Raw genomic sequence first — 25,661 nt, forward strand, 5'->3', positions numbered from 1 at the left:
GCGACGGAATTCCTGTGATCACCACATCGGGCCTCACGAAGGTCTACCAGTCCCGTGGCCGCGAGGTCACCGCCCTGGACGGCGTCGATCTGCACGTCCGCGAGGGCGAGGTCTACGGAGTCATCGGCCAGAGCGGCGCCGGCAAGTCCTCCCTGATCCGCTGCGTGAACCTGCTGGAGCGCCCCACCACCGGCACCGTGACCGTGGACGGCGTCGACCTCACCGCGCTCGCCGGCCGCGGCCGCCGCGCAGGCAAGGAGCTGCGCGAGGCGCGCAGCCGCATCGGCATGGTCTTCCAGCACTTCAACCTGCTGTCCTCGCGCACCGTCCAGGGCAACATCGAGCTGCCCCTGGAGATCCTCGGGGTCTCCGGCCGCGAGCGCTCCCGCAAGGCACTCGAACTGCTCGACCTCGTCGGCCTCTCCGACAAGGCCAAGGCCTACCCCGGCCAGCTCTCCGGCGGCCAGAAGCAGCGCGTCGGCATCGCCCGCGCCCTGGCCGGCGACCCCAAGGTGCTCCTCTCCGACGAGGCCACCAGCGCCCTGGACCCCGAGACCACCCGCTCGATCCTCCAGCTGCTGCGCGACCTCAACCAGCAGCTCGGCCTGACCGTCCTGCTGATCACCCACGAGATGGACGTCGTCAAGACCGTCTGCGACTCGGCCGCGCTCATGAAGCAGGGCCGGATCATCGAGTCCGGCACCGTCTCCGAACTCCTCGCCACCCCCGGCTCCGAGCTCGCCGGCGAGCTGTTCCCCGTCAGCGGCGCCGCCACCGGTCCCGACCGCACGGTCGTCGACGTCACCTTCCACGGTGAGGCCGCCACCCAGCCGGTCATCTCCCAGCTGTCGCGGACGTACAACATCGACATCTCGATCCTCGGCGCCGCGATGGACACCGTCGCCGGCCGCCAGATCGGCCGCATGCGCATCGAACTGCCCGGCCGCTACGAGGACAACGTCGTGCCCGTCGGCTTCCTGCGCGAACAGGGCCTCCAGGTGGACGTCGTCGAGGAAGAGGACGCCACCGGCGTGCTGGAGAACGAACTGGCCGCACTGGTCGAGGATGGTGCCAAGTGACCTGGTCCGAGATGCAGCCCCTGCTCACCCAGGGCACGTACGACACCCTCTACATGGTGTTGTGGTCCACCCTGGTGACCGTCGCCGGCGGACTGCCCATCGGCATCCTCCTCGTCCTCACCGACAAGGGCGGCCTCCTGCAGAACCGGCCGCTCAACAAGGTCCTCGGCGTGATCGTGAACATAGGCCGCTCGCTGCCGTTCATCATCCTGCTGATCGCCCTGATCCCGGTCACCACCGCCGTCGTCGGCACCTTCATCGGCCCCACCGCCATGATCGTCCCGCTGGCCATCGGCGCCATCCCCTTCTTCGCCCGCCTCGTCGAGACGGCCGTCCGCGAGGTGGACCACGGTCTCGTCGAGGCCGTGGAATCCATGGGCGGCGGAGTCCCCACCCTCGTCGGCAAGGTGCTCCTGCCGCAGGCCCTGCCCTCGCTGGTCGCCGCCGTCACCACCACGCTGATCACCCTGATCGGGTACTCGGCCATGGCCGGCGCGGTCGGCGGCGAAGGCCTGGGCTCCAAGGCCATCACCTACGGCTTCCAGCGGTTCGAGACCGGCTTCATGCTCGCCACCGTCGTGGTCCTGATCGCCATCGTCACGGTGATCCAGCTGATCGGCGACGGCGTGGTACGCCTGCTCGCCCGCCGCGGCCGGACAGCCTGAACCGGGCCCACGCCACCCCTGAACCCCCTTCCCGAAAGCCCGCACTTGTCGTGCTTGGGCCTCCATCCGGAAAAAGCAAGAAAGGCACTCTTCGTGCGTAAGAACATCAAGGTCACCGCCCTCACCGCCGCGTCCGCCGCGCTCGCCCTCGGCCTCACCGCCTGCGGCAGCTCCTCGGACCCGTCCTCCACCAAGGCCGACGGCGGCAAGGTCGACGAGAGCAAGCCGCTCGTCATCGCCGCCTCCCCGAGCCCGCACGCCGACATCCTGAACTTCGTGAAGGACAAGCTGGCGGCCAAGGAGGGCCTCAAGCTGGAGGTCAAGGAGTTCACGGACTACGTGCTCCCCAACACCGCCACCGAGCAGGGCCAGGTCGACGGCAACTACTTCCAGCACAAGCCGTACCTCGACGACTTCAACAAGAAGAACGGCACCCACATCGTGCCCGTCGTGAACGTGCACCTGGAGCCCCTCGGCCTCTACTCCAAGAAGGTCAAGGCCCTCACCGACATCAAGGCCGGCCAGACCGTCGCCGTCCCCAACGACACCACCAACGAGGGCCGCGCGCTCCAGCTGCTCGCCGCCAACAACCTGATCACCCTCAAGGAGGGTGTCGGCACCGCCGCCAAGCTGTCCGACATCACCGACAAGAAGGGCCTGGAGTTCAAGGAGCTGGAGGCCGCCACGGTCCCGCGCGCCCTGAACGACGTGGACGCCGCGGTCATCAACGGCAACTACGCCCTGGAGGCCAAGCTCTCGCCCGCCAAGGACGCGCTGGTCCTGGAGAAGGCGGAGGGCAACCCGTACGCCAACTTCCTCGCGGTGAAGGCCGGCAACGAGAAGGACCCGCGGATCGAGAAGCTCGCCAAGCTCCTGGGCTCCGACGAGGTCAAGAAGTTCATCGAGGACAAGTACCAGGGCTCGGTCGTCCCCGCCTTCGGCACCCCGAAGGCCTGATACCGAACCGCTGATCGGCCCCGTACGCCCCCCGGGCGTGCGGGGCCGAGCGCTGCCCGCTTCCGGGCAACCCGGCCGCCACATCACACCGCCGATGCTGCATGCTGTGCCTACGGCCCGCACAAAGGTCCAGCAACGGCATGGAGCTGCGCATGACTACCACCTTCCCGGACGTCACCATCAGCACGGACCGGCTGGTGCTGCGCCCCTTCGACGGGGAGGACGTCAACGCGCTCGCCGAGATGATGAACGACGAGCACGTCACCGCCTGGACCTCCGCGCCGCACCCCTACACCCGCGCCGACGCCCACGCCTGGGCCACCGCGCACTCCCACGCGGAGCGCACCGAGGGCAGAGGCATCGTTTTTGCCGTCGCCGAATTCCTCACCCAGCGCCTCGTCGGCATCGTGCACCTCAAGAACACCAACTGGCGTACCCGCAGCACCGAGGTGGGCTACGTGACCGCCCCCTGGGCCCGCGGCGAGGGCTACGCCAGCGAGTCCGTACTCGCCGTCGCCCAGTGGCTCTTCCACGACCAGCGCTTCGAACGCCTCGAACTGCGCACCGCCGCCGACAACACCGCCTCCCAGCAGGTCGCCCAGAAGATCGGCTGCATCAGCGAGGGCGTCCTGCGCAACGCGTGGATGGTGCGCACCCAGACGCCCGACGGCTCCTGGACGGAAACCCGTACCGACCTCATCGTCTGGAGCCTGCTCCCCGAGGACATCGAGGACATGGACGAGTCGGACGGCTACAACGGCCACGACGACTACGGATACGGACGCGGCGCCCAGGCGGGCGCCGGCGGCTACGCCGTGGGCGCCGACTGGAGCTGACCGGGCCGACCCGATGACCAGGTAGTCTCACCGTGCCTGGCGCCCCGCCCGCCGGCTCCCGCCGACGAAGCTCCGCCCGCCCCCACCCCAGGAGACTGACGACGATGGCCGACCGGGTCACGGTGATCGGCTGGGACGGCTCGCCCCTGACCGCGGCCGCCCGGTCCGCGCTCTCCGCCGCCACCCTCGTGGCCGGCGCCGCCCACCACCTCGCCCTGCCCGAGGTACCGCCCACCGCCGAACGCATCCGCCTGGGCAGCCTCTCACTCGCCGCCCGCCGCATCGCCGGCCACCGCGGCACCGCCGTCGTCTTCGCCGACGGGGACCCCGGCTTCTTCGGCGCCGTACGCACCCTGCGCGCCCCGGAGCACGGCCTGGAGGTGGAGGTCGTCCCCGCGGTGTCCTCCGTCGCCGCCGCCTTCGCCCGCGCCGGAATGCCCTGGGACGACGCCCAGGTCGTCGTCGCCCACCCCCGTACGCTGCGCCGCGCCGTCAACGTGTGCCGCGCCCACGGCAAGGTCGCCGTCCTCACCTCTCCCGGCGCCGGACCCGCCGAACTGGCCCTGCTGCTCGGCGGGGTCCACCGCACCTTCGTCATCTGCGAGGAGCTCGGCACCTCCAAGGAACAGGTGACCGTCCTGACCTCCGACCGGGTCCCCGACCACAACTGGCGCGACCCCAACGTCGTCATCGTCATCGGCGGACAGGCCGTCGCCGCCCCCGCCGCGCCCTCCGCCACCGCCACCGACCCGGCCTGGCTGCTCGGCCAGGGCGCCGCCCACACCGGCGGACGCGGCTGGGCCCGCGCCGGGGCCGGCGCGGGCGAGGGGGAGTCGGCGCTGCTGCGCGCCGCCCAGCTCGCCCGCCTCGGCCCGCGCACCGGCGACCTCGTCTGGGACATCGGCACCGGTTCCGGCGCCCTCGCCGTGGAGGCCGCCGCGTTCGGCGCCGCCGTCATCGCGGTCGACGCCGATCCGCGCGCCTGCGAACGCGCGGCGGCCGCCGCCCGCGAGCGGGGCGTACAGCTCCAGGTCGTCGCCGGCCGCGCCCCGCACGTACTGGAGGACCTCCCCGAACCCGACGTCGTCCGCATCGGCGGCGGGGGAGCCGCGGTCGCCCGGGCCGTCGCCGACCGCCGCCCCGAACGGATCGTCAGCCACGCCTCCACCCGCGACGAGGCGGAGGCGATCGGCCACGCGCTCACCGAGGGCGGCTACACCGTCGAGTGCGCGCTCCTCCAGTCGGTGGGCCTGGACACCCGTACGTGGAGCGAACAGGACCGTTCCGTCGTCTTCCTGCTGGCAGCCGAACGCCCCGCGAACCGCTGAGCGGTCCCCGGCACCACCCGCCGCGGGCGCCGGGGTAGGCTGGCCGATCGTCGTACCGCCCTGGCATCTCCGGGGGTGACGGCACCGCCGGACGCGCGACGTGGCGCAGTCCACAGCGCACCATGCCGGTTATGGCCGCCATGGTGGCTAACGGGCGCGACAATGCTTACGGGTTGTCGTGCGGGGCTTGCGCGCGACGGACACGTCGTACGTCAACCCCGCTCGGGCGCCGGGCGATCGAAGACGCACAACCGATGGGCGAGGGGTACGCATGACTGACACCGGCCAGGTACCGGGCGAGGGTCTCCCGGACAACGCGGGCATGGTGGATCAGCAGGGCATTCCCGCTCCGGTCCAGCACCCGGCCCCCGCCCCCGCGCCCGTCCAGGGCGGCTACGCCTTCCAGGACCTCGTGGACAACCCGGCCGAGGCGGAGGACGAGGAACTGCTGCTCATGCCGAGCGGCCAGGGCTCGTGGAGCGACCCGCAGGTCGTGCCGCCGGCGCCGGCCTTCCCGGTCGAGACCTCCTACGGCGACGCTCCCTACGCCGAGTACCCCGAGGCGCAGGCCGCTTACGCGGAGCCCGCCTACCCCGCGTTCCCCGATCCCGCCTACGGCGACGCCTCCTACAGCGCCGGTGCGCACGAGGCCGGGGGCCGCGATTCCGGCGCGCTCGACCTCGGCGGCCTCGTGGTCCCGCCGCCGGCGGCCGCCGCGGCGGCTCCGGCCGCGCCCGTGGTCCCGCCGGCCCCTGCCCGCCGGCCGCTGCACATGGGCCCGCCGGTGCCCGAGGCCACCGGCGGAGTCGTACGTTCCCTCGCCGACCGGGGTCCGGCGGCGGCTCCCGTGACGCCCGTCGTGCCCGTGGCGCAGATGGCCGCTCCGGCGGCGCCCGCGCCCGTCGCCGCTCCGGTGGCGCCGATCCCGGTCCAGGTGGCCGGGCCGCCGACGGTGGGCCCCGAGTACCTGGACGTCACGGGCCCCGAGGCCGCCGCCGTCCCGGCCGCGCCGCAGCCGGGGGAGATCCCGCCGCAGGCGGGAGCCCCGTGGACGGCGGAGCCGGTGGCCGTGGCGGAGCACGCCGCCGAGCCGGCCGCCGCCGAGCCCATCGCCCCCGAGCCCGTGGTGGCGCCCGAGGCCGGGGTGGCCCCCGAGGCACCGGTGGCCGCCGAGGCGCCCGCCGAAGCCCCCGCAGCCGCGGAGGCCGCCGAGCCGGAGCCGGCCGCGGCGCCGGAGCCCGAGCCGGTCGCCGTCGCCGTACCCGTCGTGGAACCGGCGCCGGAGCCCCTCGCCGAGGCGCCCGTCGCCGAGCCGGTCGCCGCCGGGCCCGTCGAGGTCCCGGTGGCGCCCGCTGCCGGGCCGGAGCCGGTCATGGCCGAGGCCGCGCCGGTGGAGGTCGCGGTGGCCGACGTACCCGCGGCGGACGCACCCGTGGTCGAGGCGCCGGCCGCCGGGCCCGAGGCCCCGTCCGCGCAGGCGCCGGCGCAGGCCCCCCAGGCCCCGGAAGCCCCGCAGGTCCCCGAAGCCCCCCGGCCCGCCGAGGCCGTCGAGGCCGTCGAGGCCGTCGAGCCGGTCGCCACCGAGGCCCCGATCGCCCCCGTCGCCGTGGAGCCCGTACCGGAGACGGCCCCGCAGCCCGTCGCCGTGGAGCCCGACGCCGCTGCCGAACCCGCGCCGGAGCCGCTCGCCGCGCCCGAGCCCGCGCCCGAGCCGGTCGTCGTACCGGCCGCCGATCCGGCGGCCGAGGCCGCCGCGGAGGCCGCGCCCGAGCAGTTCGTCGCCCTCGCACCCGTCGTGGAGCCCTCCGCGGGCGAGGCGGCCCCCGCCTACGCGGACGCCGAGCGCGAGGCCGTCCTGCGCGTCATGCGCGAGCGCCGCGACATCCGCAACGGCTTCCGCACCGACCCGATCCCGCACGAGGTGCTCCTGCGCGTCCTGGAGGCCGCGCACCACGCGCCCAGCGTGGGTCACTCCCAGCCCTGGGACTTCGTCGTCATCCGTTCGGCCGAGACCCGCCGGACCATGCACGAGCTCGCCCAGCGCCAGCGCGAGGCCTACGCCAAGTCGCTGCCCAAGGGCCGGGCGAAGCAGTTCAAGGAACTCAAGATCGAGGCCATCCTCGACACCCCGGTGAACATCGTCGTCACCGCCGACCCCACCCGCGGCGGCCGCCACACCCTCGGCCGGCACACCCAGCCGCAGATGGCCCCGTACTCCTCGGCCCTCGCCGTCGAGAACCTCTGGCTCGCCGCGCGCGCCGAGGGCCTCGGCGTCGGCTGGGTCAGCTTCTTCGACGAGCGCGAGATGGTCCGCGAACTCGGCCTGCCCGAGCACCTGGAGGTCGTCGCGTACCTGTGCGTCGGCTACGTGGACGAGTTCCCGGAGGAGCCCGAGCTGGCACAGGCCGGCTGGTCGCAGCGCCGGCCGCTGGCCTGGGTCGTGCACGAGGAGACGTACGGCCGCCGCGCGCTGCCCGGCGAGGAGCCGCACGACCTGCTCTCGGAGACGGTCGCCAGCATCCGCCCGCTCGATGCGAAGGCCCTCGGCGAGGCGTGGGAGCGCCAGAAGCGCATGACCAAGCCCGCCGGGGCCCTGGGCATGCTCGAAATCATCTCCGCACAGCTGTCCGGCCTCTCCCGGGTCTGCCCGCCGCCGATCCCGGAGCCGGCCGCGGTCGCGATCTTCGCGGGCGACCACGGGGTGCACGCCCAGGGCGTCACCCCGTGGCCCCAGGAGGTCACGACGCAGATGGTGGCCAACTTCCTGGGTGGCGGCGCGGTCTGCAACGCGTTCGCGAACCAGGTCGGCGCCGAGGTCTGCGTGATCGACGTCGGCGTGGCCGGGGACCTGCCCGCCACCCCCGGCCTGCTCCCGCGCAAGGTCCGCCCGGGCACCGCGGACCTCTCCACGGGCCCGGCGATGACCCGCGAGGAGGCCGTCGCGGCCATCGAGGTGGGCATCGAGACGGCCCGCGACCTCGTCGCGGCCGGCAACAAGGCACTGCTCACGGGCGAGATGGGCATCGCGAACACCACGGTGTCCGCGGCCCTGATCTCGGTCTTCACCGGGGTCGACCCGGCGGAGGTCACCGGCCGCGGCACGGGCATCAACGACGAGACCCACGCCCGCAAGGTCGAGGTCGTACGCCGCGCGCTGGAGCTCCACCAGCCGGACCCGGCGGACCCGGTCGGCGTCCTCGCGGCCATCGGCGGCCTGGAGCACGCGGCCATCGTCGGCCTGCTCCTCGGCGGAGCCTCGCTGCGCACCCCCGTCATCCTGGACGGCGTCAGCGCCGGAGCCGCCGCCCTGGTGGCCCGGGCCATCGCCCCCGAGTCCCTCTCGGCGTGCATCGCGGGCCACCGCAGCGCCGAGCCGGGGCACGTGGCGGCCCTGAACAAGCTGGGCCTGCGCCCGCTGGTCGACCTGGACCTGCGGCTCGGCGAGGGCACCGGCGCCCTGCTGGCCCTCCCGCTCGTCCAGAGCGCGGCCCGCGCGATGCACGAGGTCGCCACGTTCGACTCGGCCGGAGTCACCGAGAAGTAGCCGGTACCCCTCCCCGGAACCAGGGTCGGTCAGACCCCCGGTTCCGGGGACGGGCGGGGTGGGGGAAGGGCCCGCGCGGCGGCGGACGCGGTGGGTCGTATCGTGGACCCGGACAGCAAAACCGCACGTCACACTCCGAAAGCCGCTCCAGCGCAGCAGCGGCCCGCAGACACCGCCCGCCGCATCAGGAGCCGCACCGCAATGGCCGAACACTCCGCCTACCCCGTAGGACTCCGCCTCGCCGGCCGCCGCGTCGTCGTCATCGGCGGCGGCCAGGTCGCCCAGCGCCGGCTGCCCGCGCTGGTCGCGGCCGGCGCCGACGTCCTGCTCGTCTCGCCCTCGGCCACGCCCTCCGTGGACGCCATGGCCGAGACCGGCGAGATCCGCTGGGAGCGCCGCCGCTACCGGGACGGGGACCTGGACGGTGCCTGGTACGCGCTGATCGCGACCCGCGACCGGGTTGCCAACGACGCCGCCTCCGCCGAGGCCGAGGCCCGCCGCGTCTGGTGCGTGCGCGCCGACGACGCCGAGGCGGCCACCGCCTGGACCCCGGCCACCGGCCGCGTCGAGGGCGTCACCGTCGCCGTCCTGAGCGGCAACGACCCCCGCCGCTCCGCCGCCGTCCGCGACGCGGTCGTCGAGGGGCTGCGCGACGGCTCCCTCACCCGCAACCGCCCCCGCACCCCCGGCGTCGCCCTCGTCGGCGGCGGTCCCGGTGACCCCGACCTGATCACCGTCCGCGGGCGCCGCCTCCTCGCCGAGGCCGACGTGGTCATCGCCGACCGGCTCGGCCCCCGCGACCTCCTCGACGAACTCCCGCCGCACGTCGAGGTCATCGACGCCGCGAAGATCCCGTACGGCCGCTACATGGCCCAGGAGGCCATCAACAACGCCCTGATCGAGCACGCCAAGGCGGGCAAGGCGGTGGTCCGGCTCAAGGGCGGGGACCCGTACGTCTTCGGCCGCGGTATGGAGGAGCTCCAGGCCCTCGCCGAGGCGGGCATCCCCTGCACCGTCGTCCCCGGCATCTCCAGCTCCATCTCGGTGCCCGGAGCCGTCGGCATCCCGGTCACCCACCGCGGTGTGGCGCACGAGTTCACCGTGGTCAGCGGCCACGTCGGCCCCGATGACCCGCGCTCCCTGGTGGACTGGGCCTCCCTCGCCAAGCTCACCGGCACCCTGGTGGTCCTCATGGGCGTGGACAAGATCGGCCTCATCGCCGAGGCCCTGGTCCGCCACGGGCGCCCCGCCGACACCCCCGTCGCGGTCGTCCAGGAGGGCACCACGGCCACCCAGCGCCGCGTGGACGCCACCCTCGCCACCGTCGGCGAGACCGTACGGGCGGCGGAGATCCGTCCGCCCGCGGTCATCGTGATCGGCGAGGTCGTCAACGTCGCGGCCCCCGCCGGCCCCGCCGCCTGAAACACCCGCGGCCCGCACGGCCGTTGGCACCACACCCCGGACAAGGCAGTATCACCCTGTGGCTGATCTCATCACCGTCGAAGACCCCGACGACCCGCGCCTTCGCGACTACACGGGCCTGACCGACGTCGAACTCCGGCGCCGGCGGGAGCCCGCGGAGGGCCTGTTCATCGCCGAGGGCGAGAAGGTCATCAGACGCGCCAAGGACGCCGGGTACGAGATGCGTTCGATGCTGCTCTCGGCCAAGTGGGTCGACGTCATGCGCGACGTCATCGACGAGCTCCCGGCGCCGGTCTACGCCGTCACCCCGGAGCTCGCCGAACGCGTCACCGGCTACCACGTGCACCGCGGCGCCCTCGCCTCGATGCAGCGCAAGCCGCTGCCGGCGGCCGACGAGCTGCTCGCGGCGGAGGGGGCGGGCACGGGACACCGGATCGCCGTCTTCGAGGGCTTCGTCGACCACGCCAACCTGGGCGCCGCCTTCCGCAGCGCCGCGGCCCTCGGCATCAGCGCGATACTGCTCTCCCCGGACTGCGCGGACCCGCTCTACCGGCGCGCCATCAAGGTCTCGATGGGCTCGGTGTTCTCGGTTCCGTACGCGCGGCTGGAGCAGTGGCCGGCCGACCTGGAGAAGGTCCGCGAGGCGGGCTACCGGATCCTGGCGATGACGCCGAGCGAGAAGGCCACACCCCTGGACCAGGTCCCGCCGGAGCGCTTCGAACGGTCCGCGATCATGCTCGGATCCGAGGGGCACGGCCTGTCCACCTACGCGCTGCGGGCCGCCGACGAGTGGGTCCGGATCCCGATGGCGGAGGGGATCGACTCCCTGAACGTGGCCGCGGCCTCGGCGGTGGCCTTCTACGCCACCCGCCCGCCGCAGCCCCCCGCTTCGCCGGAGGCCTAGAACTTCTGGGCGGCGGCGATGCCCAGGGCCACGATCAGCGTCACCACGACGAACACGATCAGGCGCTGGCGCATCAGCCGCGGGTCCGGCCGCGAGGGGCGCCGGCCCGCTCCCGTCGTGCGCGGGGCCTGGCGGCCGCCCGTACGCCCGGCCGTCGGCCGGGAGGAGGGGCCGCCGGGGTTCCGCGAGGACGAAGGGCGCGGGGACGGGGGCCGGGAGGACGAGGGCCGCGCGTGCCCCCCGCTGTTCGGTCCCTGGCCCTGCCCGTGCCCCTGGTCCGGCCCCTGGGGCGCGGGGGTGCCGCCCGTACGGCGCTCCGTGCGCTGGTCCGCGTACGCGTCGGCGAGCCGCCCGGTCGGCCGCTCCGCCCCCCGCGCGCGCTGCGCCGGCGGGCGCCCGTCGGACAGCCCCTGCGCCTCGCGGGCCGCGATCTCCTTCAGGCGCATCGACAGCTGGAGCGTGGTGGGCCGGTCCTCGGGATCCTTGGCGAGGCAGGCCTGTACGAGGGGCGCCAGTGCGTCCGGAACCCCGATCAGATGCGGCTCCTCGTGCACCACGCGGTACAGCATGACCTCGGAACTGCCGTGCCCGAAGGGCGAGTCGGCGGTCGCCGCGTAGGCGAGGGTGGCGCCCAGCGCGAAGACGTCGGTCGCCGGGGTGACGGCGGCCCCGCGCACCTGCTCGGGCGCGAGGAAGCCGGGGGAGCCGACGGCCGTGCCCACGTGGGTGAGGGTGCTTGCGCCGGTGGCCCAGGCGATCCCGAAGTCGATGATCCGGGGACCCTTGGGCGACAGAAGAATGTTCGAGGGCTTGAGATCGCGGTGGACGACCCCCGCCTCGTGCACGGCGACCAGTCCCTCGGAGAGCGCGGCCCCGATCGCGGCGATCTGCGCGGCCGTCAGAGGACCCTCCTCGGCCACCTTGTCGTGCAGGGACGGGCCGGGCACGTACTGCGTGGCGAACCACGGGCGCTCCGCCTCCAGGTCCGCGGCCACCAGGCGCGCGGTGCACCCGCCGCGGATCCGCCGGGCCGCGGAGACCTCGCGCGCGAAGCGCGAGCGGAACTCCTGGTCCTCGGCCAGATCGGGCCGGATCACCTTCAGCGCGACCCGCTGGCCACGCCGGTCCGACCCCAGGTAGACCACGCCCATGCCGCCGGCACCGAGCCGTCGGTGCAGCCTGAATGAGCCGACGACACGCGGGTCCTCGCGCCGGAGCCGCATCATCGCCATGTCCACCCCGCTGACCGGTCGTCCTGTTGACGTGCCACAGCTTACGGACCATCCGCCACGAGCGCTCAGAGGCCGCGCCCTCGCCGCGAGATTCGATTGTCAGTGCGGGGCAACCCACTTGAGGGTTCCCCACCCGCACGGACCCCTGTCCGCAAGGCACTTGCCCGTACGGCCAAACGGCCCTCGGGCCAAGGGGATTGGCCATCCGGCGGGGGTCGTGCGCGGGGCGCGCGGCGGGCCGGGGCGCGTGCGCCGGGCGGGCGCCGCGAGGTGATCTTGCCCGTACCCCGTCGGCGGACACGCATGCGCGGGGAGTGACGGAAGTGAGCGAACTCACTACCCTCCGGTCATCCCCTCCGGGATGACCCCCACAGCGGGGGAGCGGTCTCCACCCAGGGGAGTACACGCGTCGCGGTCCGTCATCCTCCTGGAGGCCTGCCAAGGGGTACGAGGGCAGGACGCCAGGGGACTTCCCCGCGCCTAGTGTTGAGGACAAGCGGCGGGTGGAGCACTCGTCCCCCGAGGTCACAAGCCCGCCGCTGCCAACCGACAGGGAGAGGACCATGGCGGACGTCACGCGGCACGGACGCAAGGCATTCGCGTTCAACGGCCATGAGTCCGGCACGCGCCATCCACTGGTGGCCGCGGCCATGGTGCTCCCCCTGGCCGCCCTCCTGCTCTTCCTCTTCGGAGGATTCGACCAGGTGGCGGCACAGGCGTCGTCCGTGGGCGTGATGCTGGGGCGCTGAGCGGCGCCCCGGGTCCGGGAGAGCGGCCCGGACCGGGACATCGGCCTGTCGAACCCCGTGGGGACGGGGGCGCGACGGACGGCAGGTGAAGGGTGCTGCCCGTACGACTGGGGAGTCGGACGGGCAGCACCCTTTTTCATGCCCTCTCCCGCGGACGTCCGCCGCCTCACGCGGCCCCGCCGTTCCGTAATCTGCTTCCGAGAAGCCAGTGACGGGAGCCGTGGAGCCGCGATGAACCAGGAGCCACTGCCCGCCGCCCTCGCGGCGTACGCCGGCGCGGGGGAGCGGGGCACCCCGTACGAACTGCTCGCCGAGCGCGAGGACGGGACCGTCGTGCGCTGCGGCGAGATCGTCGCCAAGGCGCACGCCGGGGACAGCGACCGCGCGGGCCTGGCCGTACGGATGAGGATCGCCGCGGACCAGGCGCTGGCCGGGGTGCTGCTGGCCCCGCTGCGCCCCGAGGTCGGCTACCTCGCGGGCCGGCCGGTGTCCCTGTGGCCGTACGGGGCCCCCGTCGACCCGGAGCGGCCCGAGGACGCCCCCTGGGAGGCGGCGGGGCGGCTGCTGGCGGCCCTGCACCGGGTGCCCGTGCACCGGCTGCCCGGACCGGTCCCCCCGATGCGCGGTCCGGCCAAGCTGGCCCGCGCCCTGCGCCGCCTGTCCCGGGCGACGGCTCCCGACGCGGTCCGCGGCCGGGACGGTGCGCGCAGCGCCGACGGCGCCCGCGGCCCCGGCGGGATGCGGCCCGGGACCGCGCTCGTGCCCGGCCCCGCCGAGGGCCGGCCCGCCGGCGACCTCGTACGGGCCGCCGCGCGGACCCTGCCCGCCTGGGTCCGGGGGGAGGCCCCGGCACCCCGGGGCGGCACCCTGTGCCACGGGGACCTGCACCTGGGCCAGTTGGTGCGCGGGCCCGGCCCCGACGGGGGCTGGCGCCTCATCGACGTGGACGACCTGGGGGTCGGCATCCCGGCGTGGGATCTGGCCCGGCCGGCCGCCTGGTACGCCGCCGGGCTGCTGGACACCGGCGCCTGGGTCCGCTTCCTCGACTCCTACCGCGCCGCGGGCGGCCCCGCGGCGGGGCCGCCCGGCTCCGACCCCTGGCCGGAACTGGACCTCGCGGCCCGGGCCCTCACCGTGCAGACCGCGGCCCTCGCCCTGGCCAAATCGGCGGAAAGCCACCGCCGACTCGAAGACGTGGAACGGCTGATGGTGGAATCCTGTGCCCGAATTGCCTCCCTCCCGCCCGACTTGGAGCCGCAGCCTCCGTCGTAGGGTGAGCTTCACGCCACCGGGCATGCATCCGGTGTCGAAGCAGACGGCGAGGAGTTGATCCGGTCATGCAGTGTCCGAAGTGTCACGCGATGATGCACACCTACAACCGCAACGGTGTCCAGATCGAGCAGTGCAGCAACTGCCGCGGCATCTTCCTCGACTACGGCGAGCTGGAGGCGCTGACCCGCCTGGAGTCGCAGTACACCGGCGGCCAGTACGGCCAGGTCCCGCCGCCCGCCGCGCCCCCGGCCCCCTACCCGGCCGCGCACGCCCCCGCCCCCGCCTGGGGCGCCCCGCACCACGGCGGCCACGGCCACGGCCACCACGGCCACCACAAGGGCGGCTTCGGCCGGATGCTCTTCTCCTCCTGAGCCGCGAGCCGCGGCCGGTGCGGCTCACCCCGCGCCGGCCTCCCCGGCAACGCGGAAGCCCCGGCCGTGGATACGGCCGGGGCTTCCGGAGGTGGTGCGCGATACTGGGATTGAACCAGTGACCTCTTCCGTGTCAGGGAAGCGCTCTCCCGCTGAGCTAATCGCGCGGGACCGCGGTACGAAACCGCGGCTCTCACAAGGTGTTGCCGGTACTGCGTGCGCGATACTGGGATTGAACCAGTGACCTCTTCCGTGTCAGGGAAGCGCTCTCCCGCTGAGCTAATCGCGCGGGGATCCTTGCGGACCAGGTCCTTGCGGACCAGTGGACGATACTGGGATTGAACCAGTGACCTCTTCCGTGTCAGGGAAGCGCTCTCCCGCTGAGCTAATCGTCCTTGGAGGTGGAGACGGGATTTGAACCCGTGTAGACGGCTTTGCAGGCCGTTGCCTCGCCTCTCGGCCACTCCACCTGGAGCTGCGGGGGTTCTCGGGAAGATCCCCCACTTCGAGCGGACGACGAGACTCGAACTCGCGACATCCACCTTGGCAAGGTGGTGCTCTACCAACTGAGCTACGTCCGCAGGTCACCGTGTTCGCTCCGGGGTTTTCCCCCTTCGCTCCCTGGCGACGTGTTGAACTCTAGCGGATTCCCGGGCCAGCTCAAAAACGCGTTTCCGCAGCGTGCTGCCGCTCGATCACCACCGGTCACCCGGCGGTCACCTCTCCGGCGCCGCGGCGTCACCGGTCATAGACTCGCAGCCGTGCACGACCTGCTTCCCCTGGCCCGCTTCGGCGGCCTCCTCGCGACCGACCTCCGAGACGTCACCAGCGACCCCTCCGCCCTCGACTCGACGGGCTTCTGGGCGGTCGCCGCGGACTTCGAGGGCCGGCTGGTCTGCGCCCGCTTCGGCGACATACGCCCCGACCCCGTCCCGGCCCCCGTCCCGGGGGCCTGGCGAGGCCCCGCCGCCGACCGGTGGTCCTCCTCCCTCGACCGCGCGGCCTACACGGCCGGCGTACGCCGCATCCGCGAGTACATCGCCGCCGGCGAGGTCTACCAGGCCAACCTCTGCCGCGTGATGTCCGCGCCCCTGCCCGACCCGGACCGCGCCGACGTCGACGCCCTCACGGCGCTCCTCGCCCGCGGTAATCCCGCCCCGTACGCAGGAACGATTCGTCTCCCGGCCCACGGCGTGGAGATCGCCACCGCCTCGCCCGAGCTGTACCTGCGCCGGGCCGGCCGCCACGTGGAGTCCGGTCCCATCAAGGGCACCGGCCGCACCGCAGCCGACCTCCTGCCGAAGGACCACGCCGAGAACGTCATGATCGTGGACCTCGTACGCAACGACCTCGGCCGGGTCTGCGCCACCGGCTCCGTCACCGTCCCCGAGCTGTGCGCCGTGGAGGAGCACCCGGGCCTGGTCCACCTCGTCTCCACCGTCAGCGGCGAACTCGCCGCCGGCGCCGGCTGGCCCGAGCTGCTCGCCGCCACCTTCCCGCCCGGCTCCGTCACCGGCGCCCCCAAGTCCTCCGCGCTGCGGATCATCGAGGCCCTGGAGACCGCCCCCCGCGGCCCCTACTGCGGGGGCATCGGCTGGGTCGACGCCGACCGCGGCACCGCCGAGCTCGCCGTCGGCATCCGCACCTTCTGGATCGACCGGACGCGCCCGGGCGGCCCCAGCCTGCTCTTCGGCACCGGCGCCGGCATCACCTGGGGCTCCGACCCCGACCGCGAATGGGCCGAGACGGAGCTCAAGGCCGCCCGCCTGCTCCGGGTAGCGTCGGGAACCCATGAGGTGAGCGGCACCCCTGGGTGAGCGGAGGGATCGTACGGTGAGGATCTGGCTCGACGGCGCGCTGCGCAGCGCCGACAGCGCACAGGTGTCCGTCTTCGACCACGGGCTGACCGTGGGCGACGGAGTGTTCGAGACCGTGAAGGCGGAGCGCGGCACGGCCTTCGCGCTCACCCGGCACGTGGACCGGCTCACCCGCTCGGCCCGCGGCCTCGGGCTGGCCGACCCCGACCCCGAGGAGGTGCGCCGGGCCTGCGCGGCCGTCCTGGAGGCCAACCCGCTGCCGCTCGCCCGCATGCGCATCACCTACACCGGCGGCGTGTCCCCGCTCGGCTCCGACCGCGGCGACGCCGGCCCCACCCTCGTCGTGGCCCTCGCCGAGGAGGTCCGCCGGCCCGACACCACCGCGGTGATCACCGTGCCCTGGGTGCGCAACGAGCGCTCCGCCGTGGCCGGCCTGAAGACCACCTCGTACGCGGAGAACGTGGTCGCCCTCGCCGCCGCTCACCGGGCCGGGGCCTCCGAGGCGCTGTTCGCGAACACCGTCGGGCGCCTGTGCGAGGGCACAGGCTCCAACGTGTTCGTCGTCCTCGACGGGGAGCTGCACACACCGCCCCTCGCCTCCGGCTGCCTCGCCGGAATCACCCGGGCCCTCGTCGTGGAGTGGGCCGGGGCCAAGGAGACCGAGCTGCCCTTCGAGGCGCTGGAACAGGCCGAGGAGATCTTCCTGACCTCCACCCTGCGCGACGTGCAGGCCGTCCACCGGGTCGACGGGCGCGGCACGGCCCCGGCCGTGCCGGGCCCCGTCACCGCCGAGGCCATGCGGATCTTCGAGGCGCGCGCCGGCGCGGACATCGACCCCTGAGGCGGCCGATCCGCCCGCATATCGGCTGTCGCACGGGGCCGCCGGGCGGGTAGAACTCGGTTGATGACCACCACCCTGCGGCCGAGCGGGCCGCTTCAGCAGAGCACCGGGGGCGCGCGGTCGCGCCCGTACGAGATCCGGGTCAACAGCAGGCGCGTCGGCGAGCTGACCGTCGCCAGCGACACGCCCTTCGGGCCGACCGTGGGCGAGATACGCGACCTGGCCGTCGACGAGGGCGACCGGCGCCGCGGCCGCGCCACGGTCGGGGCGCTCGCCGCCGAGGAGGTGCTGCGCGGCTGGGGCTGCCGCCGGGTCCGGGTCTCCGTACCCGCGGCCTCGGCGGGCGGCCTGCGGATGGCGCAGGCGCTCGGGTACGCCGAGTACAGCCGGAACATGGCCAAGGACCTCCCGGCGGAGCCGCCCGAGCTCCGCGCGGGGGTCGTCGGCCGCCCCATGACGGAGGCCGAGTACGAGGTCTGGCTCGTGGGGGCGGTCGAGGGCTACGCGGCCGACTGGACCAGCCGCGGGATGTCGCAGGAGGCCGCCCGCGCGAAGTCGGTGGCCGATCACGAGCGCGCGCTGCCCCACGGGCTGGCCACCGAGGGCGCCACGCTGTCCGTCCTGGAGGCGGACGGCGTCCCCGTCGGCCACGTGTGGTCGGCGCCGAACGGCGAGGGCGCATACGTCTTCGACGTGGCCGTCGCGGAGGAGCACCGGGGCCGGGGGTACGGGCGCGACCTGATGCTCCTGGCCGAGCGCACGGCCGTCGCCGGGGGCCACCGCGTCCTCGGCCTCCAGGTCTTCGCGGGCAACACCCCGGCTCTGCGGCTGTACGAGTCCCTCGGCTACCGGACCACGAACGTCAACTACGCCAAGGACCTGCTCTAAGCCGTGTCGCCCAGGCCGTGTCTTTCGGATCATGGCGGGCCCGGGGCGCCCGGCACCGCGCCTGGCGGCGTTCTCGTCGGTCGCCGACACACCACGTCGACTTCCTCCTCGGCCTTGCGATGCACGGCACCAGACGCCCCGGGCTGATCCGCCCTGATCCGGAAGACACGACCTACGCCGACAGGAGGCGGTCCGCGATCTCCTCGATGCGGGCCCGCAGGCCCTCCTGGCTCTTGCCGCCGTCGAGGCGCTCGCCGTCGATGACGTACGTCGGGGTGCCGGTCACGCCGATGGCCTTGCCCTCGGCCTGGTCGGCGTCGACGATCAGGATGTGCCGGCCGTCGATCAGCGCGGTGTCGAACTCCTCCGCGTCGAGGCCCAGTTCACGGGCGACGTCCAGCAGGACGGGCTCGCCGCGCTCGCCGAGCTCCGCGGTGCGGGCCAGGACGGCCTCCACGTACGGCCAGGCCCGGCCCTGCTCCGCGGCCTCCTCGGCGGCCTGCGCCGCGGCGAAGGCGTGCTTGTGCTTCTCCAGCGGGAAGTGGCGCAGCCGGATGTCCAGCCGGTCGCCGTAGCGGGCCCGCAGGGCGCGTACGTCGTCCAGGGCGCGGTGGCAGTCCGGGCACTGGAGTTCGCACCAGACGTCGAGGATCACGGAATCGGTCATGGGCCCAGTGTCCCAGCCGCCGGGTGCCGTCACCGAAACGCACCCCCTGAGGAGGAGGCGCGACCCCGAGATCTCCCGGAGATCGGAGCCGGACCGCCTCGGGCCGTGGCCGCGGCGGCCGTGCCCGGTGCAGGATGGAAGGGACGGATCGCCCACCCCTGGAGGACCGCATGCTGGCCGAGACCATATGTTCCGCGGTGTCCGCGGCGGGCCTGGGCATCGCCGCGGTGGCCGCCTACCGCAAGCGCTTCCTGGCCGCCACGCGGATCGCGGCGTACGCGCTGGTGCCGGTCGCCCTGGTGCTGACGGGCGTCGTGGAGTGGGTGTCCGGGATGGTCTTCAAGCCGGCCGTCTGGGTGGGCTTCGGGCTGCTCGGGCTCTCCTGGGTGCTGTTCATGACCACGCGCGCCATCGAGCGGCGCCGGCTCGGCGCGGGGGAGGAGCCCGCCAAGGCGGCCAAGGCGCGCCCCGCCCGGGAAGCCGTGGCCCCGGCCGCGTCGGCCCCCTCGCTGGGGCAGGGCGCCCGGCCGCAGCCCGCGTCCCGTCAGGCGCCCGCCGCTCCCGCGGACGACTTCTCCGACATCGAGGCGATTCTGAAGAAGCACGGCATCTGAGGCGCGGCATCTGAAGCACGGCACCCCGGCCCCGCGCAGGGTATTGCCGCGAACCTGACGAGAAGGGGTGAACTCCCGCGTAAAGGCTGGCGTGTTGGGGGCCCATGGCGGGCGCCCTGCGCGATCATCGCCCCGACATGCTCGACACATCGCAGGGCGACCCGCCGGTTCCCGCGCCGGCCCCGGTCCCCGCCCCCGTCGCCGAGGAGCCGCGAGGCTGCCTCTTCGCGCTCTCCCAGCCACCCCTGATGATCTTCCTAGGGGTGATCGGCACCCTGTTGCTGCTGGCCGCCGTGCACGACCTCTTCCTGCTGTGAGCCCGGGTGCGCCTCGTGCCGCTCGCCGTGGAGCGCGTCCTGCTCCGGCGGTCCCGCGTCGGCTTCCTTGCGCCGGGCCCGGTACGCGGCGACGTGCAGCCGGTTCCCGCAGGTCCGGCTGTCGCAGTAGCGCCGGGAGCGGTTCCGCGAGAGGTCCACGAAGGCCCGCCGGCAGTCGGGGGCCTCGCAGCGGCGCAGCCGCTCCTGCTCCCCGGAGACCACGATGAAGGCCAGCGCCATGCCGCCGTCGGCGGCGAGGTGGTCACCCAGCGAGGCGCCCGGCGCGAAGTAGTGGACGTGCCAGTCGTAGCCGTCGTGGTCGGTCAGCTGCGGGGTGGTGCCCGCCGTCGCCACCAGCTCGTTGATCAGTCCGGCCGCGGTCCGGGGGTTGGGCGCTCCGAAGACCTGGGCGAACTTGCCGCGGACCGTCCGTACCCCGGCCAGGTCGCGGGCGCCGAGCTCGCCGATGTCGCTGATCTCGTACTCGCGTACGAATTCGCGCAGCGAGCCGACGTCGGCCAGTCCGTCGGGCTGCTCCGCCTCGGCCGCGGTGTTCACCAGCGCGACGACGACGTCGAGCGCGCGACGGGTGTCGTGGGGAATCTGCACGGGGGTCGCTCCCTGGGGGCCGGGCCTGCGGCGACGGACCAGTGCCGCCGCTGGGGGCCGACTCTAGCCGTGCCCGGGCGGAACCGGGAGGGACCCCTGTGGCGGCCGCGTCACAAGGGACGGAGTGGACCGCGCCACGCACACCGGCGCCGCCCTCGCGGACGGCTTCCGCGAGAACAGCGCCGGCACTGCCGTATGTGGTTTTCGTCCAGCCCGCACCGTCGCCCCGAGTCGGACGGTGCGGAGTGGCCCCCGGCGCGTGCCGGGAGGGGCTCCCTGAGGGTCTGGCTCAGCTTTCGGCCAGGATGTGGGAGAGCTCCTTGTCGAGGTCGAAGTGCCGGTGTTCGGTCCCGGGTGGAACCGCGGCGTCCGTCCGCTTGAGGAACGATTCGAGTGCGCGGGCGGGTGCTTCGAGCAGCGCTTCTCCCTCCGGTGAGCTCAGGGCGATGCAGACGACGCCCTGACCGTGGCTGCGGGACGGCCAGACGCGGACGTCTCCGGTTCCGGTGGGCCGGTGGAGGCCCTCAGCGAGGAGGTCTCGGGCGAAAACCCACTCGACCGTCTCCTCGGCGCCGGTGTGGAAGGTGGCGTGCACGGCGTAGGGATCGGCCGTGTCATACCGCAGGCCCGCCGGGACAGGCAGTGAAGACTCGCTCGACACAACGAGGCGCAGGTGCAGCTCGCAGCTGACCGTGGTGTTCATAAGCGCCAGGGCCTTTCGCTCAGTGTGCGCTCGGGGATTCGCACGTCGGCGAAATCGACATGCCACCTACGGTGCCGTTGTAAACCCCTCTGACCGTTTTGCGGACCTCTGGGTCCCTCGGACGGCGGATCCAAAGCGGCATTCACGTGTGCTTCCGGCTCCGGTAGATTCGGGCTCATGAATACGGGGAGTGACCGCGGGCCCCAGGGGTCCGCAGCCGAGTCCGGAGTCGAGTCCGCAGCCGATGACGCCACTCAGCAGACCACGGAAGAAGCGCCGCACGTGTCGAAGGCTCCCGCCTTCATCAAGTCGCGCCGCACTCTGCACCTGAGCTGGCAGGTCGGCGTCTTCGTCGTCGGCCTCGCCGTCATCGGCGCGGGCATCGCCATGCTCGTCCTGCCGGGCCCCGGCTGGGTCGCGATCTTCGCGGGCCTGGCGATCTGGGCCACCGAGTTCGCCTGGGCCCACCTGGTGCTCCGCTGGACCAAGCGCAAGGTGACCGAGGCCGCGCAGAAGGCGCTGGACCCCAGGGTCCGCCGCCGCAACATCATCCTGACCAGCGCCGGGCTCGTGATCGCCGGCGCGCTGGTCGGCTTCTACCTGTGGAAGTACGGGCTCACGCTGCCCTGGAACCTCAAGGACCAGTGACGGACCGCCGATGGTCGGGAACCACCGCTGACATGGGGTAATGTTTGCGGTGCGTCCGGGCGATTAGCTCAGTGGGAGAGCACTTCGTTCACACCGAAGGGGTCACTGGTTCGAACCCAGTATCGCCCACCCGGACCAAGGGCCCGGAGACTTTCACCGTCTCCGGGCCCTTGGCGTTTCCCGCCGTACTCCGCTCCGCTCCCCGGCTACCGGAGCCGGCCGAAGGCCGCCCGCAGCCGGCGCGCGTCCCGCAGCCGCTTCTCGTACGTCGCCCCCACCACCAGGAGCAGCAGCCCGGCCAGCGCCGGGGGCAGCCAGCGCGGCAGCGCGTCGGCGACCTGGACCACGTACGGGGCCAGCTCGTGCAGGGCCACCGCCGCGAGGGTGGCCCCGCCCAGCAGCAGCGGGGCCTGGAGCCGCCGGTGCGCGCCGAGCAGGGTCACGGCCAGCGCCGCCAGGCCCAGCAGCAGCGGCCGCAGCCAGTGCGCATCGCCCCAGGCCGCGAGCAGGCTCGGCAGCAGCGTCGCGCCCAGCCCCGGCCCGTACGCCGTCCAGGACGAGGCCCGCGCGTCCGCGCGGCGGCGCAGGAGGCCCACCACCAGCGCGGGCACCGTCACCGGCAGCGTGTACGCCTCGGGGACCTGCACCCCCGACGCCGACAGCCGGATCCACGTCGCCGTCACGAACAGGGCCCCGGCCGCCCAGCCGAGCCCGCGCCGCTCCGCCCGCACCGCAGCGCCCGCGCAGACCGACCCGGCCAGCGCACACACCAGCGCCGCCCGGGCCGGCTCCCACGGCCAGCTCGCGAGGAGCAGCGCCCCCGCGCCGACCGCGCCCGCCGCGACCTCCGCCGGGAGCCGCACCCGGCCCAGCCGCGGCCCGGCCGCCGCCACCGCCGCCGGGACCGCCAGCAGCGGCAGCGCCCACCAGGACGCCGCGAGCCCCCACAGCGCCCCCAGCGCCGCCGCCACGGCCGCCGCGTACCCGACGGCCAGCACCGCCGCGCCGGCCCGCACGAGCGGCGGAGCGGGCCGCCACGCCGCCCCCGCCGCGCAGCCCGCACCCACCAGCCCGAACACCGCGAAGGTGGCCGTACGGCCGTCCAGCGCCGCCACCGACAGGTTCAGCGCCCCGACCGCCGCGCACACCGCCGCCGCGTACCCCGGGCCCCGCCCCAGCCGCACCGCGCCCACCCCGGCCGCCGCCGTCACCGCCAGCTGGACCGCGAGCACCGCCGCCACCGGCAGACCGCACAGCAGCGGCGCCGCGAACAGCCCCGCCCAGCCGAGCACCACCGCGATCACCCCCGGCTCCGGGCGCGGCACCCCGCGCGCCAGCCATCCGGCGGCCCCCGCCGCCACCAGCAGGGTCACCGCGGCCGCCGCCCCCGGCCCGTACGCCTCCCGGGAGGGGGTCGTCGACGCCCACACCTCGCCCAGCACCACGATCCGGGACCCCAGCGAGCCCACCACCGGCAGCAGCGCCGACAGCGCCGCCAGGGCGGCCACCCCCGCACCGGCCCCGGTCAGGCCGCGCCCGACCGCGGCCGGGAGCCCGCTCGCCCGTCCGGCCACCGGCAGGGGCAGGGCGAGCAGCAGGAACGCCACCACCAGCCAGTCCCGCGGCAGCTCGGGCCGGAGCGCACCGCCCGCCGCGGCGATCCCCGCGAGGCCGCCCACGGCCGAGGCCGCCGTCGCGGAGGGCTCCCGCCAGGCCACGGCGACCCCGAGGGCCGCACCCGCCGCCAGCAGCAGCGCCGGACCGGCCGCCGCCCCCGCCGAACCGGCCCGGGCCATCTCCGACAGCCCGCTCAGCAGCGCCCCCGCCCCCAGGACGGCCGCGCTCACGGCAGCCGGACCCGACACCGCCGCGCGCGCCCGGACCCCGGGCACCAGCAGCACCAGGGCCGCGTCCAGCGACGCCGTCGCCAGCAGCGCCCAGCCGGTCCCCACCGGACCCGCCGCCGCGGCCACCGCCGCCAGCGGCAGCGGGAGCTGCGCCGTCAGCAGCGCCGCGGGCAGCGGGACCACGAGCCGGGGAAGCGCCCGGGCGTACCCCGCCCAGAGCGCCGCCAGCACGGCCGCCGCCCCCGCCGCGTACGCCGTGCCGTCGGTGTCCGGGGTCGCGACCGCGTACACCGCGTACGCGTCCAGCACCGTCAGCAGCAGCCCCACCGCCGCCACCGACTCGGCGGTCGACCGCAGACCGCGGCGCAGCAGCGGCGCGGGCGCGCCGAGCGCCGCCGCCGTCACCACGGCCAGCACCGCGCTGCGCCCGGCGATCCCCAAGGACCCCCAGCTGACCAGCGTGAACGCCAGTGCGGCCACCGCCAGCAGGACCGCGCCCAGCGTCAGCAGCACGTTCTGCGCACCGGGGGCCGAGGCCTCCTTCGGGCGGGCGGGGGAACCGGGGGCGTGTGCGGCCCAGCCGTTCGGCGCCGCCGGCGGTACCGGAAGCCGCAGCAGCCACTCCCGCCGCGCCAGCAAGTACGTACGCCGGGTGTCGAGTTGGGTCAGCTCCCGGTCGATGAGCGCCAGCTCGTGCCCGGGTGGCAGCGGTGTGCCCGGTGGTGGTGGAGTCGCCATGCTCCGGAGTGTGGCGCCCGTCACGCCGTCAGGACATGGGTGTGCGTACTCAGATCCCCGCTGAGTACACGGGAGTACGCACCCGCGCAGGCGCCCATGCGCACCCCTGCGCACGGAAGGGTGGATGTGCGCGAGCCCGCCCCGCGCCCGGCGCCGCCGGGCCAGACTGGGGCCATGGACCGCAGCCGCCTGGACCACCGCAGCCGCCTGGACCGCTGGAACCGCTACCGCTTCCGCAGCGTGTGGGACCTCGACGCCCCGCCCGCGCGGGTCTACTCCGTACTGGAGCGGACCGGCGACTACCCGCGCTGGTGGCCCCAGGTCCGCGAGGCCGAGCGGACCGGCGGGCACAGCGGCGCCCTGCTCATCCGCTCCCTGCTCCCGTACGAGATCCGAGTACGGGCCCGCCGGGGAGCGGGCGGGCGCGGGACACGGGCGCTGTACGAGCAGGAGGTCGAGGTGCGCAGCCCCCTGCTGCGGCGCCTCGCGGTGCCGGCGCGGCCCGCGTTCCGCCTCAACCACGCCCTGATGATGCGGGCCGGACGGCACGCCCTCGCTGCCCGGCTGGCCGCCCCGCCGGAAGCGGTTTGAACCAGACCCCGTGCCTCTTGTATTGTTCAACCCGTTCCCGGGCGATTAGCTCAGCGGGAGAGCACTTCGTTCACACCGAAGGGGTCACTGGTTCGATCCCAGTATCGCCCACCGGGTCAGGCCGGTCCGTCTCACGACGGACCGGCCTTCCGCATCTGCGGGGCCCGTTGCCGCCACCGGCCTACGCCGCCGCCGGCATCTCCGGCCGCAGCGGCCAGTGCGGATCCACCGCCTCCGGCGTCCCCTGCCGGGCGAACCACGCCTGCAGCCCGCGTGCCTGCGCCGCGTGCCACACCGCCTGGAGCGTGTGCAGCTCCGCCGGGGTCAGCCGCTCGAGCCGGGCCGCGAACCGGCGCCCCACCGCCCGTACGAGCTCCAGCGAGGCCAGCGCGTCCGCCGCCGCGTCATGCGCCGCCTCCAGCTCTATCCCGTAGTGCGCGCACAGGTCCGTCAGCGTCCGGCGCCCCTTGCGGTACCGGTCCAGGTGCTTGTCCAGGACCCGCGGATCCAGCACCGTCAGCGGCCGGTTGTCCAGGTACCGGGCCAGCGTCGACGCCCGGTGCCGGCGCAACTCCCGGTCCAGCAGCGTCAGGTCGAACGGCGCGTTCATCACCACCACCGGCCGGCCCGCCACCAGCTGCTCCCCGAGCGCACGGGCTATCTCCTCCACCACCGGCGCGGGCCACCGCCCGTTGCGCTGGAGGTGCTCATCGGTCAGACCGTGCACTTCCGTGGCGCCCGGGGGCACCGGAATACCGGGATTGACCAGCCAGCGGGTGGAGCGGACCCGGCCGCCCGCACACTCCTGCACGATGAGAGCGGCGGACACGATCCGGTCCTGCTCCACGTCCACCCCGGTCGTCTCCGTGTCGAATGCGGCCAGCGGCCCCTCATACCAGCGCGTCATGGCGAACTCCTCGTTCCCGATCGGCAGTCGGGGTGCACCCGGGCGCCGCCGCCTCGGAACGCGCCACCCCCGCCCGCATCGGTGATACCCGGCCTGTTTGCGCCGTACGCCGTTT

At 74.4% G+C, this 25,661-nt stretch carries 23 protein-coding genes, 7 tRNA genes and 1 pseudogene; 20 read left to right on the forward strand and 11 right to left on the reverse strand.

From position 1 onward, the window contains the following. Positions 1-14 precede the first annotated feature (14 nt). The 8 genes from CP980_RS26870 to CP980_RS26905 all read left to right on the forward strand — a co-directional run bounded on the left by CP980_RS26870 (position 15) and on the right by CP980_RS26905 (position 10,735). Complete coding sequence (locus CP980_RS26870; RefSeq protein ID WP_150529250.1) at positions 15-1,079, forward strand: methionine ABC transporter ATP-binding protein; 1,065 nt, start codon at positions 15-17, stop codon at positions 1,077-1,079. Next, entirely contained in the window at positions 1,076-1,744 is a 669-nt protein-coding gene (locus CP980_RS26875) for a methionine ABC transporter permease (RefSeq protein WP_099893711.1), read from the forward strand. Before CP980_RS26870 ends, CP980_RS26875 begins: the two co-directional genes overlap by 4 nt. A gap of 93 nt (positions 1,745-1,837) precedes the next feature. Continuing rightward, a complete protein-coding gene (locus CP980_RS26880; protein WP_132760368.1) occupies positions 1,838-2,701 on the forward strand; it encodes a MetQ/NlpA family ABC transporter substrate-binding protein in 864 nt (287 codons plus the stop codon). Positions 2,702-2,853: 152 nt separating this feature from the next. Further along, a complete protein-coding gene (locus CP980_RS26885) occupies positions 2,854-3,537 on the forward strand; it encodes a GNAT family N-acetyltransferase (RefSeq protein WP_132760367.1) in 684 nt (227 codons plus the stop codon). Positions 3,538-3,641: 104 nt separating this feature from the next. Next, positions 3,642-4,865 (forward strand): precorrin-6y C5,15-methyltransferase (decarboxylating) subunit CbiE, encoded by a 1,224-nt coding sequence (gene cbiE, locus CP980_RS26890; protein ID WP_150529251.1) that lies wholly within the window; start codon positions 3,642-3,644, stop codon positions 4,863-4,865. 271 nt (positions 4,866-5,136) lie between these two features. Further along, the gene (gene cobT, locus CP980_RS26895) at positions 5,137-8,409 is read left to right on the forward strand and encodes a nicotinate-nucleotide--dimethylbenzimidazole phosphoribosyltransferase (protein WP_150529252.1); all 3,273 of its coding nucleotides are present in this window, start codon (positions 5,137-5,139) and stop codon (positions 8,407-8,409) included. 201 nt (positions 8,410-8,610) lie between these two features. Further along, positions 8,611-9,831, forward strand: coding sequence for a uroporphyrinogen-III C-methyltransferase (gene cobA / locus CP980_RS26900; protein WP_132760364.1), 1,221 nt, complete (start codon positions 8,611-8,613; stop codon positions 9,829-9,831). 58 nt (positions 9,832-9,889) lie between these two features. Further along, a complete protein-coding gene (locus CP980_RS26905) occupies positions 9,890-10,735 on the forward strand; it encodes a TrmH family RNA methyltransferase (protein WP_099893716.1) in 846 nt (281 codons plus the stop codon). On the opposite strand, the gene CP980_RS26910 is transcribed toward CP980_RS26905, so the two are convergent. Beyond that, entirely contained in the window at positions 10,732-11,967 is a 1,236-nt protein-coding gene (locus CP980_RS26910) for a serine/threonine-protein kinase (protein ID WP_132760362.1), read from the reverse strand. The genes CP980_RS26905 and CP980_RS26910 overlap by 4 nt on opposite strands. A gap of 563 nt (positions 11,968-12,530) precedes the next feature. Here CP980_RS26910 and CP980_RS26915 point away from each other — a divergent pair. The 3 genes from CP980_RS26915 (at position 12,531) to CP980_RS26925 (ending at position 14,359) form a co-directional block, all read left to right on the forward strand. Next, on the forward strand, positions 12,531-12,716 hold the full coding sequence (locus tag CP980_RS26915) for a hypothetical protein (protein WP_132760361.1): 186 nt from the start codon (positions 12,531-12,533) through the stop codon (positions 12,714-12,716). A gap of 231 nt (positions 12,717-12,947) precedes the next feature. After that, on the forward strand, positions 12,948-13,988 hold the full coding sequence (locus CP980_RS26920) for a phosphotransferase family protein (protein ID WP_132760360.1): 1,041 nt from the start codon (positions 12,948-12,950) through the stop codon (positions 13,986-13,988). Positions 13,989-14,053: 65 nt separating this feature from the next. Further along, positions 14,054-14,359 (forward strand): TFIIB-type zinc ribbon-containing protein, encoded by a 306-nt coding sequence (locus CP980_RS26925; protein ID WP_030157333.1) that lies wholly within the window; start codon positions 14,054-14,056, stop codon positions 14,357-14,359. 92 nt (positions 14,360-14,451) lie between these two features. Here CP980_RS26925 and CP980_RS26930 read toward each other — a convergent pair. From CP980_RS26930 to CP980_RS26950, 5 genes are all read right to left on the reverse strand, one after another. Beyond that, a tRNA-Val gene (locus CP980_RS26930) sits at positions 14,452-14,526 on the reverse strand. Between the two features lie 50 nt (positions 14,527-14,576). After that, a tRNA-Val gene (locus CP980_RS26935) sits at positions 14,577-14,648 on the reverse strand. A 34-nt stretch (positions 14,649-14,682) separates the two neighbouring features. Then, positions 14,683-14,754 (reverse strand) — tRNA-Val (locus CP980_RS26940). A 1-nt stretch (position 14,755) separates the two neighbouring features. Beyond that, positions 14,756-14,829, reverse strand: a tRNA-Cys gene (locus tag CP980_RS26945). 38 nt (positions 14,830-14,867) lie between these two features. After that, positions 14,868-14,940 (reverse strand) — tRNA-Gly (locus CP980_RS26950). 180 nt (positions 14,941-15,120) lie between these two features. On the opposite strand from CP980_RS26950, the gene CP980_RS26955 reads away from it, so the two are divergent. The 3 genes from CP980_RS26955 (at position 15,121) to CP980_RS26965 (ending at position 17,905) form a co-directional block, all read left to right on the forward strand. After that, positions 15,121-16,176, forward strand: coding sequence for a chorismate-binding protein (locus tag CP980_RS26955; RefSeq protein ID WP_165937433.1), 1,056 nt, complete (start codon positions 15,121-15,123; stop codon positions 16,174-16,176). A gap of 16 nt (positions 16,177-16,192) precedes the next feature. After that, positions 16,193-17,017, forward strand: a complete 825-nt coding sequence (locus CP980_RS26960) for an aminotransferase class IV (protein ID WP_150529253.1) — start codon at positions 16,193-16,195, stop codon at positions 17,015-17,017. Positions 17,018-17,080: 63 nt separating this feature from the next. Further along, positions 17,081-17,905, forward strand: a complete 825-nt coding sequence (locus CP980_RS26965) for a GNAT family N-acetyltransferase (protein ID WP_150529254.1) — start codon at positions 17,081-17,083, stop codon at positions 17,903-17,905. Positions 17,906-18,077: 172 nt separating this feature from the next. Here CP980_RS26965 and CP980_RS26970 read toward each other — a convergent pair whose 3' ends face one another. Continuing rightward, complete coding sequence (locus CP980_RS26970) at positions 18,078-18,572, reverse strand: DsbA family protein (RefSeq protein WP_229907170.1); 495 nt, start codon at positions 18,570-18,572, stop codon at positions 18,078-18,080. Positions 18,573-18,742: 170 nt separating this feature from the next. On the opposite strand from CP980_RS26970, the gene CP980_RS26975 reads away from it, so the two are divergent. Beyond that, the gene (locus CP980_RS26975) at positions 18,743-19,186 is read left to right on the forward strand and encodes a hypothetical protein (RefSeq protein WP_132760357.1); all 444 of its coding nucleotides are present in this window, start codon (positions 18,743-18,745) and stop codon (positions 19,184-19,186) included. 137 nt (positions 19,187-19,323) lie between these two features. Then, the gene (locus tag CP980_RS26980) at positions 19,324-19,503 is read left to right on the forward strand and encodes a hypothetical protein (RefSeq protein ID WP_078860215.1); all 180 of its coding nucleotides are present in this window, start codon (positions 19,324-19,326) and stop codon (positions 19,501-19,503) included. A 54-nt stretch (positions 19,504-19,557) separates the two neighbouring features. Here CP980_RS26980 and CP980_RS26985 read toward each other — a convergent pair. Both CP980_RS26985 and CP980_RS26990 read right to left on the reverse strand, forming a co-directional pair. After that, a pseudogene (locus tag CP980_RS26985) lies at positions 19,558-20,112 on the reverse strand (CGNR zinc finger domain-containing protein); the annotation flags it as partial. Positions 20,113-20,401: 289 nt separating this feature from the next. Next, positions 20,402-20,815 carry an SsgA family sporulation/cell division regulator gene (locus CP980_RS26990; RefSeq protein WP_030011909.1) on the reverse strand — a complete coding sequence of 138 codons (414 nt, stop codon included), beginning with the start codon at positions 20,813-20,815 and terminating at the stop codon, positions 20,402-20,404. A 177-nt stretch (positions 20,816-20,992) separates the two neighbouring features. Here CP980_RS26990 and CP980_RS26995 point away from each other — a divergent pair, with 177 nt between their 5' ends. Beyond that, positions 20,993-21,463: a TIGR02611 family protein gene (locus CP980_RS26995; RefSeq protein ID WP_132760355.1), complete on the forward strand. Its 471-nt coding sequence runs from the start codon at positions 20,993-20,995 to the stop codon at positions 21,461-21,463. A 57-nt stretch (positions 21,464-21,520) separates the two neighbouring features. Next, positions 21,521-21,592, forward strand: a tRNA-Val gene (locus CP980_RS27000). Positions 21,593-21,669: 77 nt separating this feature from the next. Here CP980_RS27000 and CP980_RS27005 read toward each other — a convergent pair. Next, positions 21,670-24,048, reverse strand: a complete 2,379-nt coding sequence (locus tag CP980_RS27005) for an SCO7613 C-terminal domain-containing membrane protein (protein WP_150529255.1) — start codon at positions 24,046-24,048, stop codon at positions 21,670-21,672. A 174-nt stretch (positions 24,049-24,222) separates the two neighbouring features. Between CP980_RS27005 and CP980_RS27010 the strand changes: the two genes are divergently transcribed. Both CP980_RS27010 and CP980_RS27015 read left to right on the forward strand, forming a co-directional pair. Further along, a complete protein-coding gene (locus CP980_RS27010; protein ID WP_150529256.1) occupies positions 24,223-24,639 on the forward strand; it encodes an SRPBCC family protein in 417 nt (138 codons plus the stop codon). A 39-nt stretch (positions 24,640-24,678) separates the two neighbouring features. Further along, positions 24,679-24,750 (forward strand) — tRNA-Val (locus tag CP980_RS27015). A gap of 70 nt (positions 24,751-24,820) precedes the next feature. On the opposite strand, the gene CP980_RS27020 is transcribed toward CP980_RS27015, so the two are convergent. After that, entirely contained in the window at positions 24,821-25,546 is a 726-nt protein-coding gene (locus CP980_RS27020) for a 3'-5' exonuclease (RefSeq protein ID WP_132760352.1), read from the reverse strand. Between the last annotated feature and the right edge of the window lie 115 nt (positions 25,547-25,661).

Source organism: Streptomyces vinaceus (assembly GCF_008704935.1).
In the GTDB taxonomy this organism is placed as follows: domain Bacteria; phylum Actinomycetota; class Actinomycetes; order Streptomycetales; family Streptomycetaceae; genus Streptomyces; species Streptomyces vinaceus.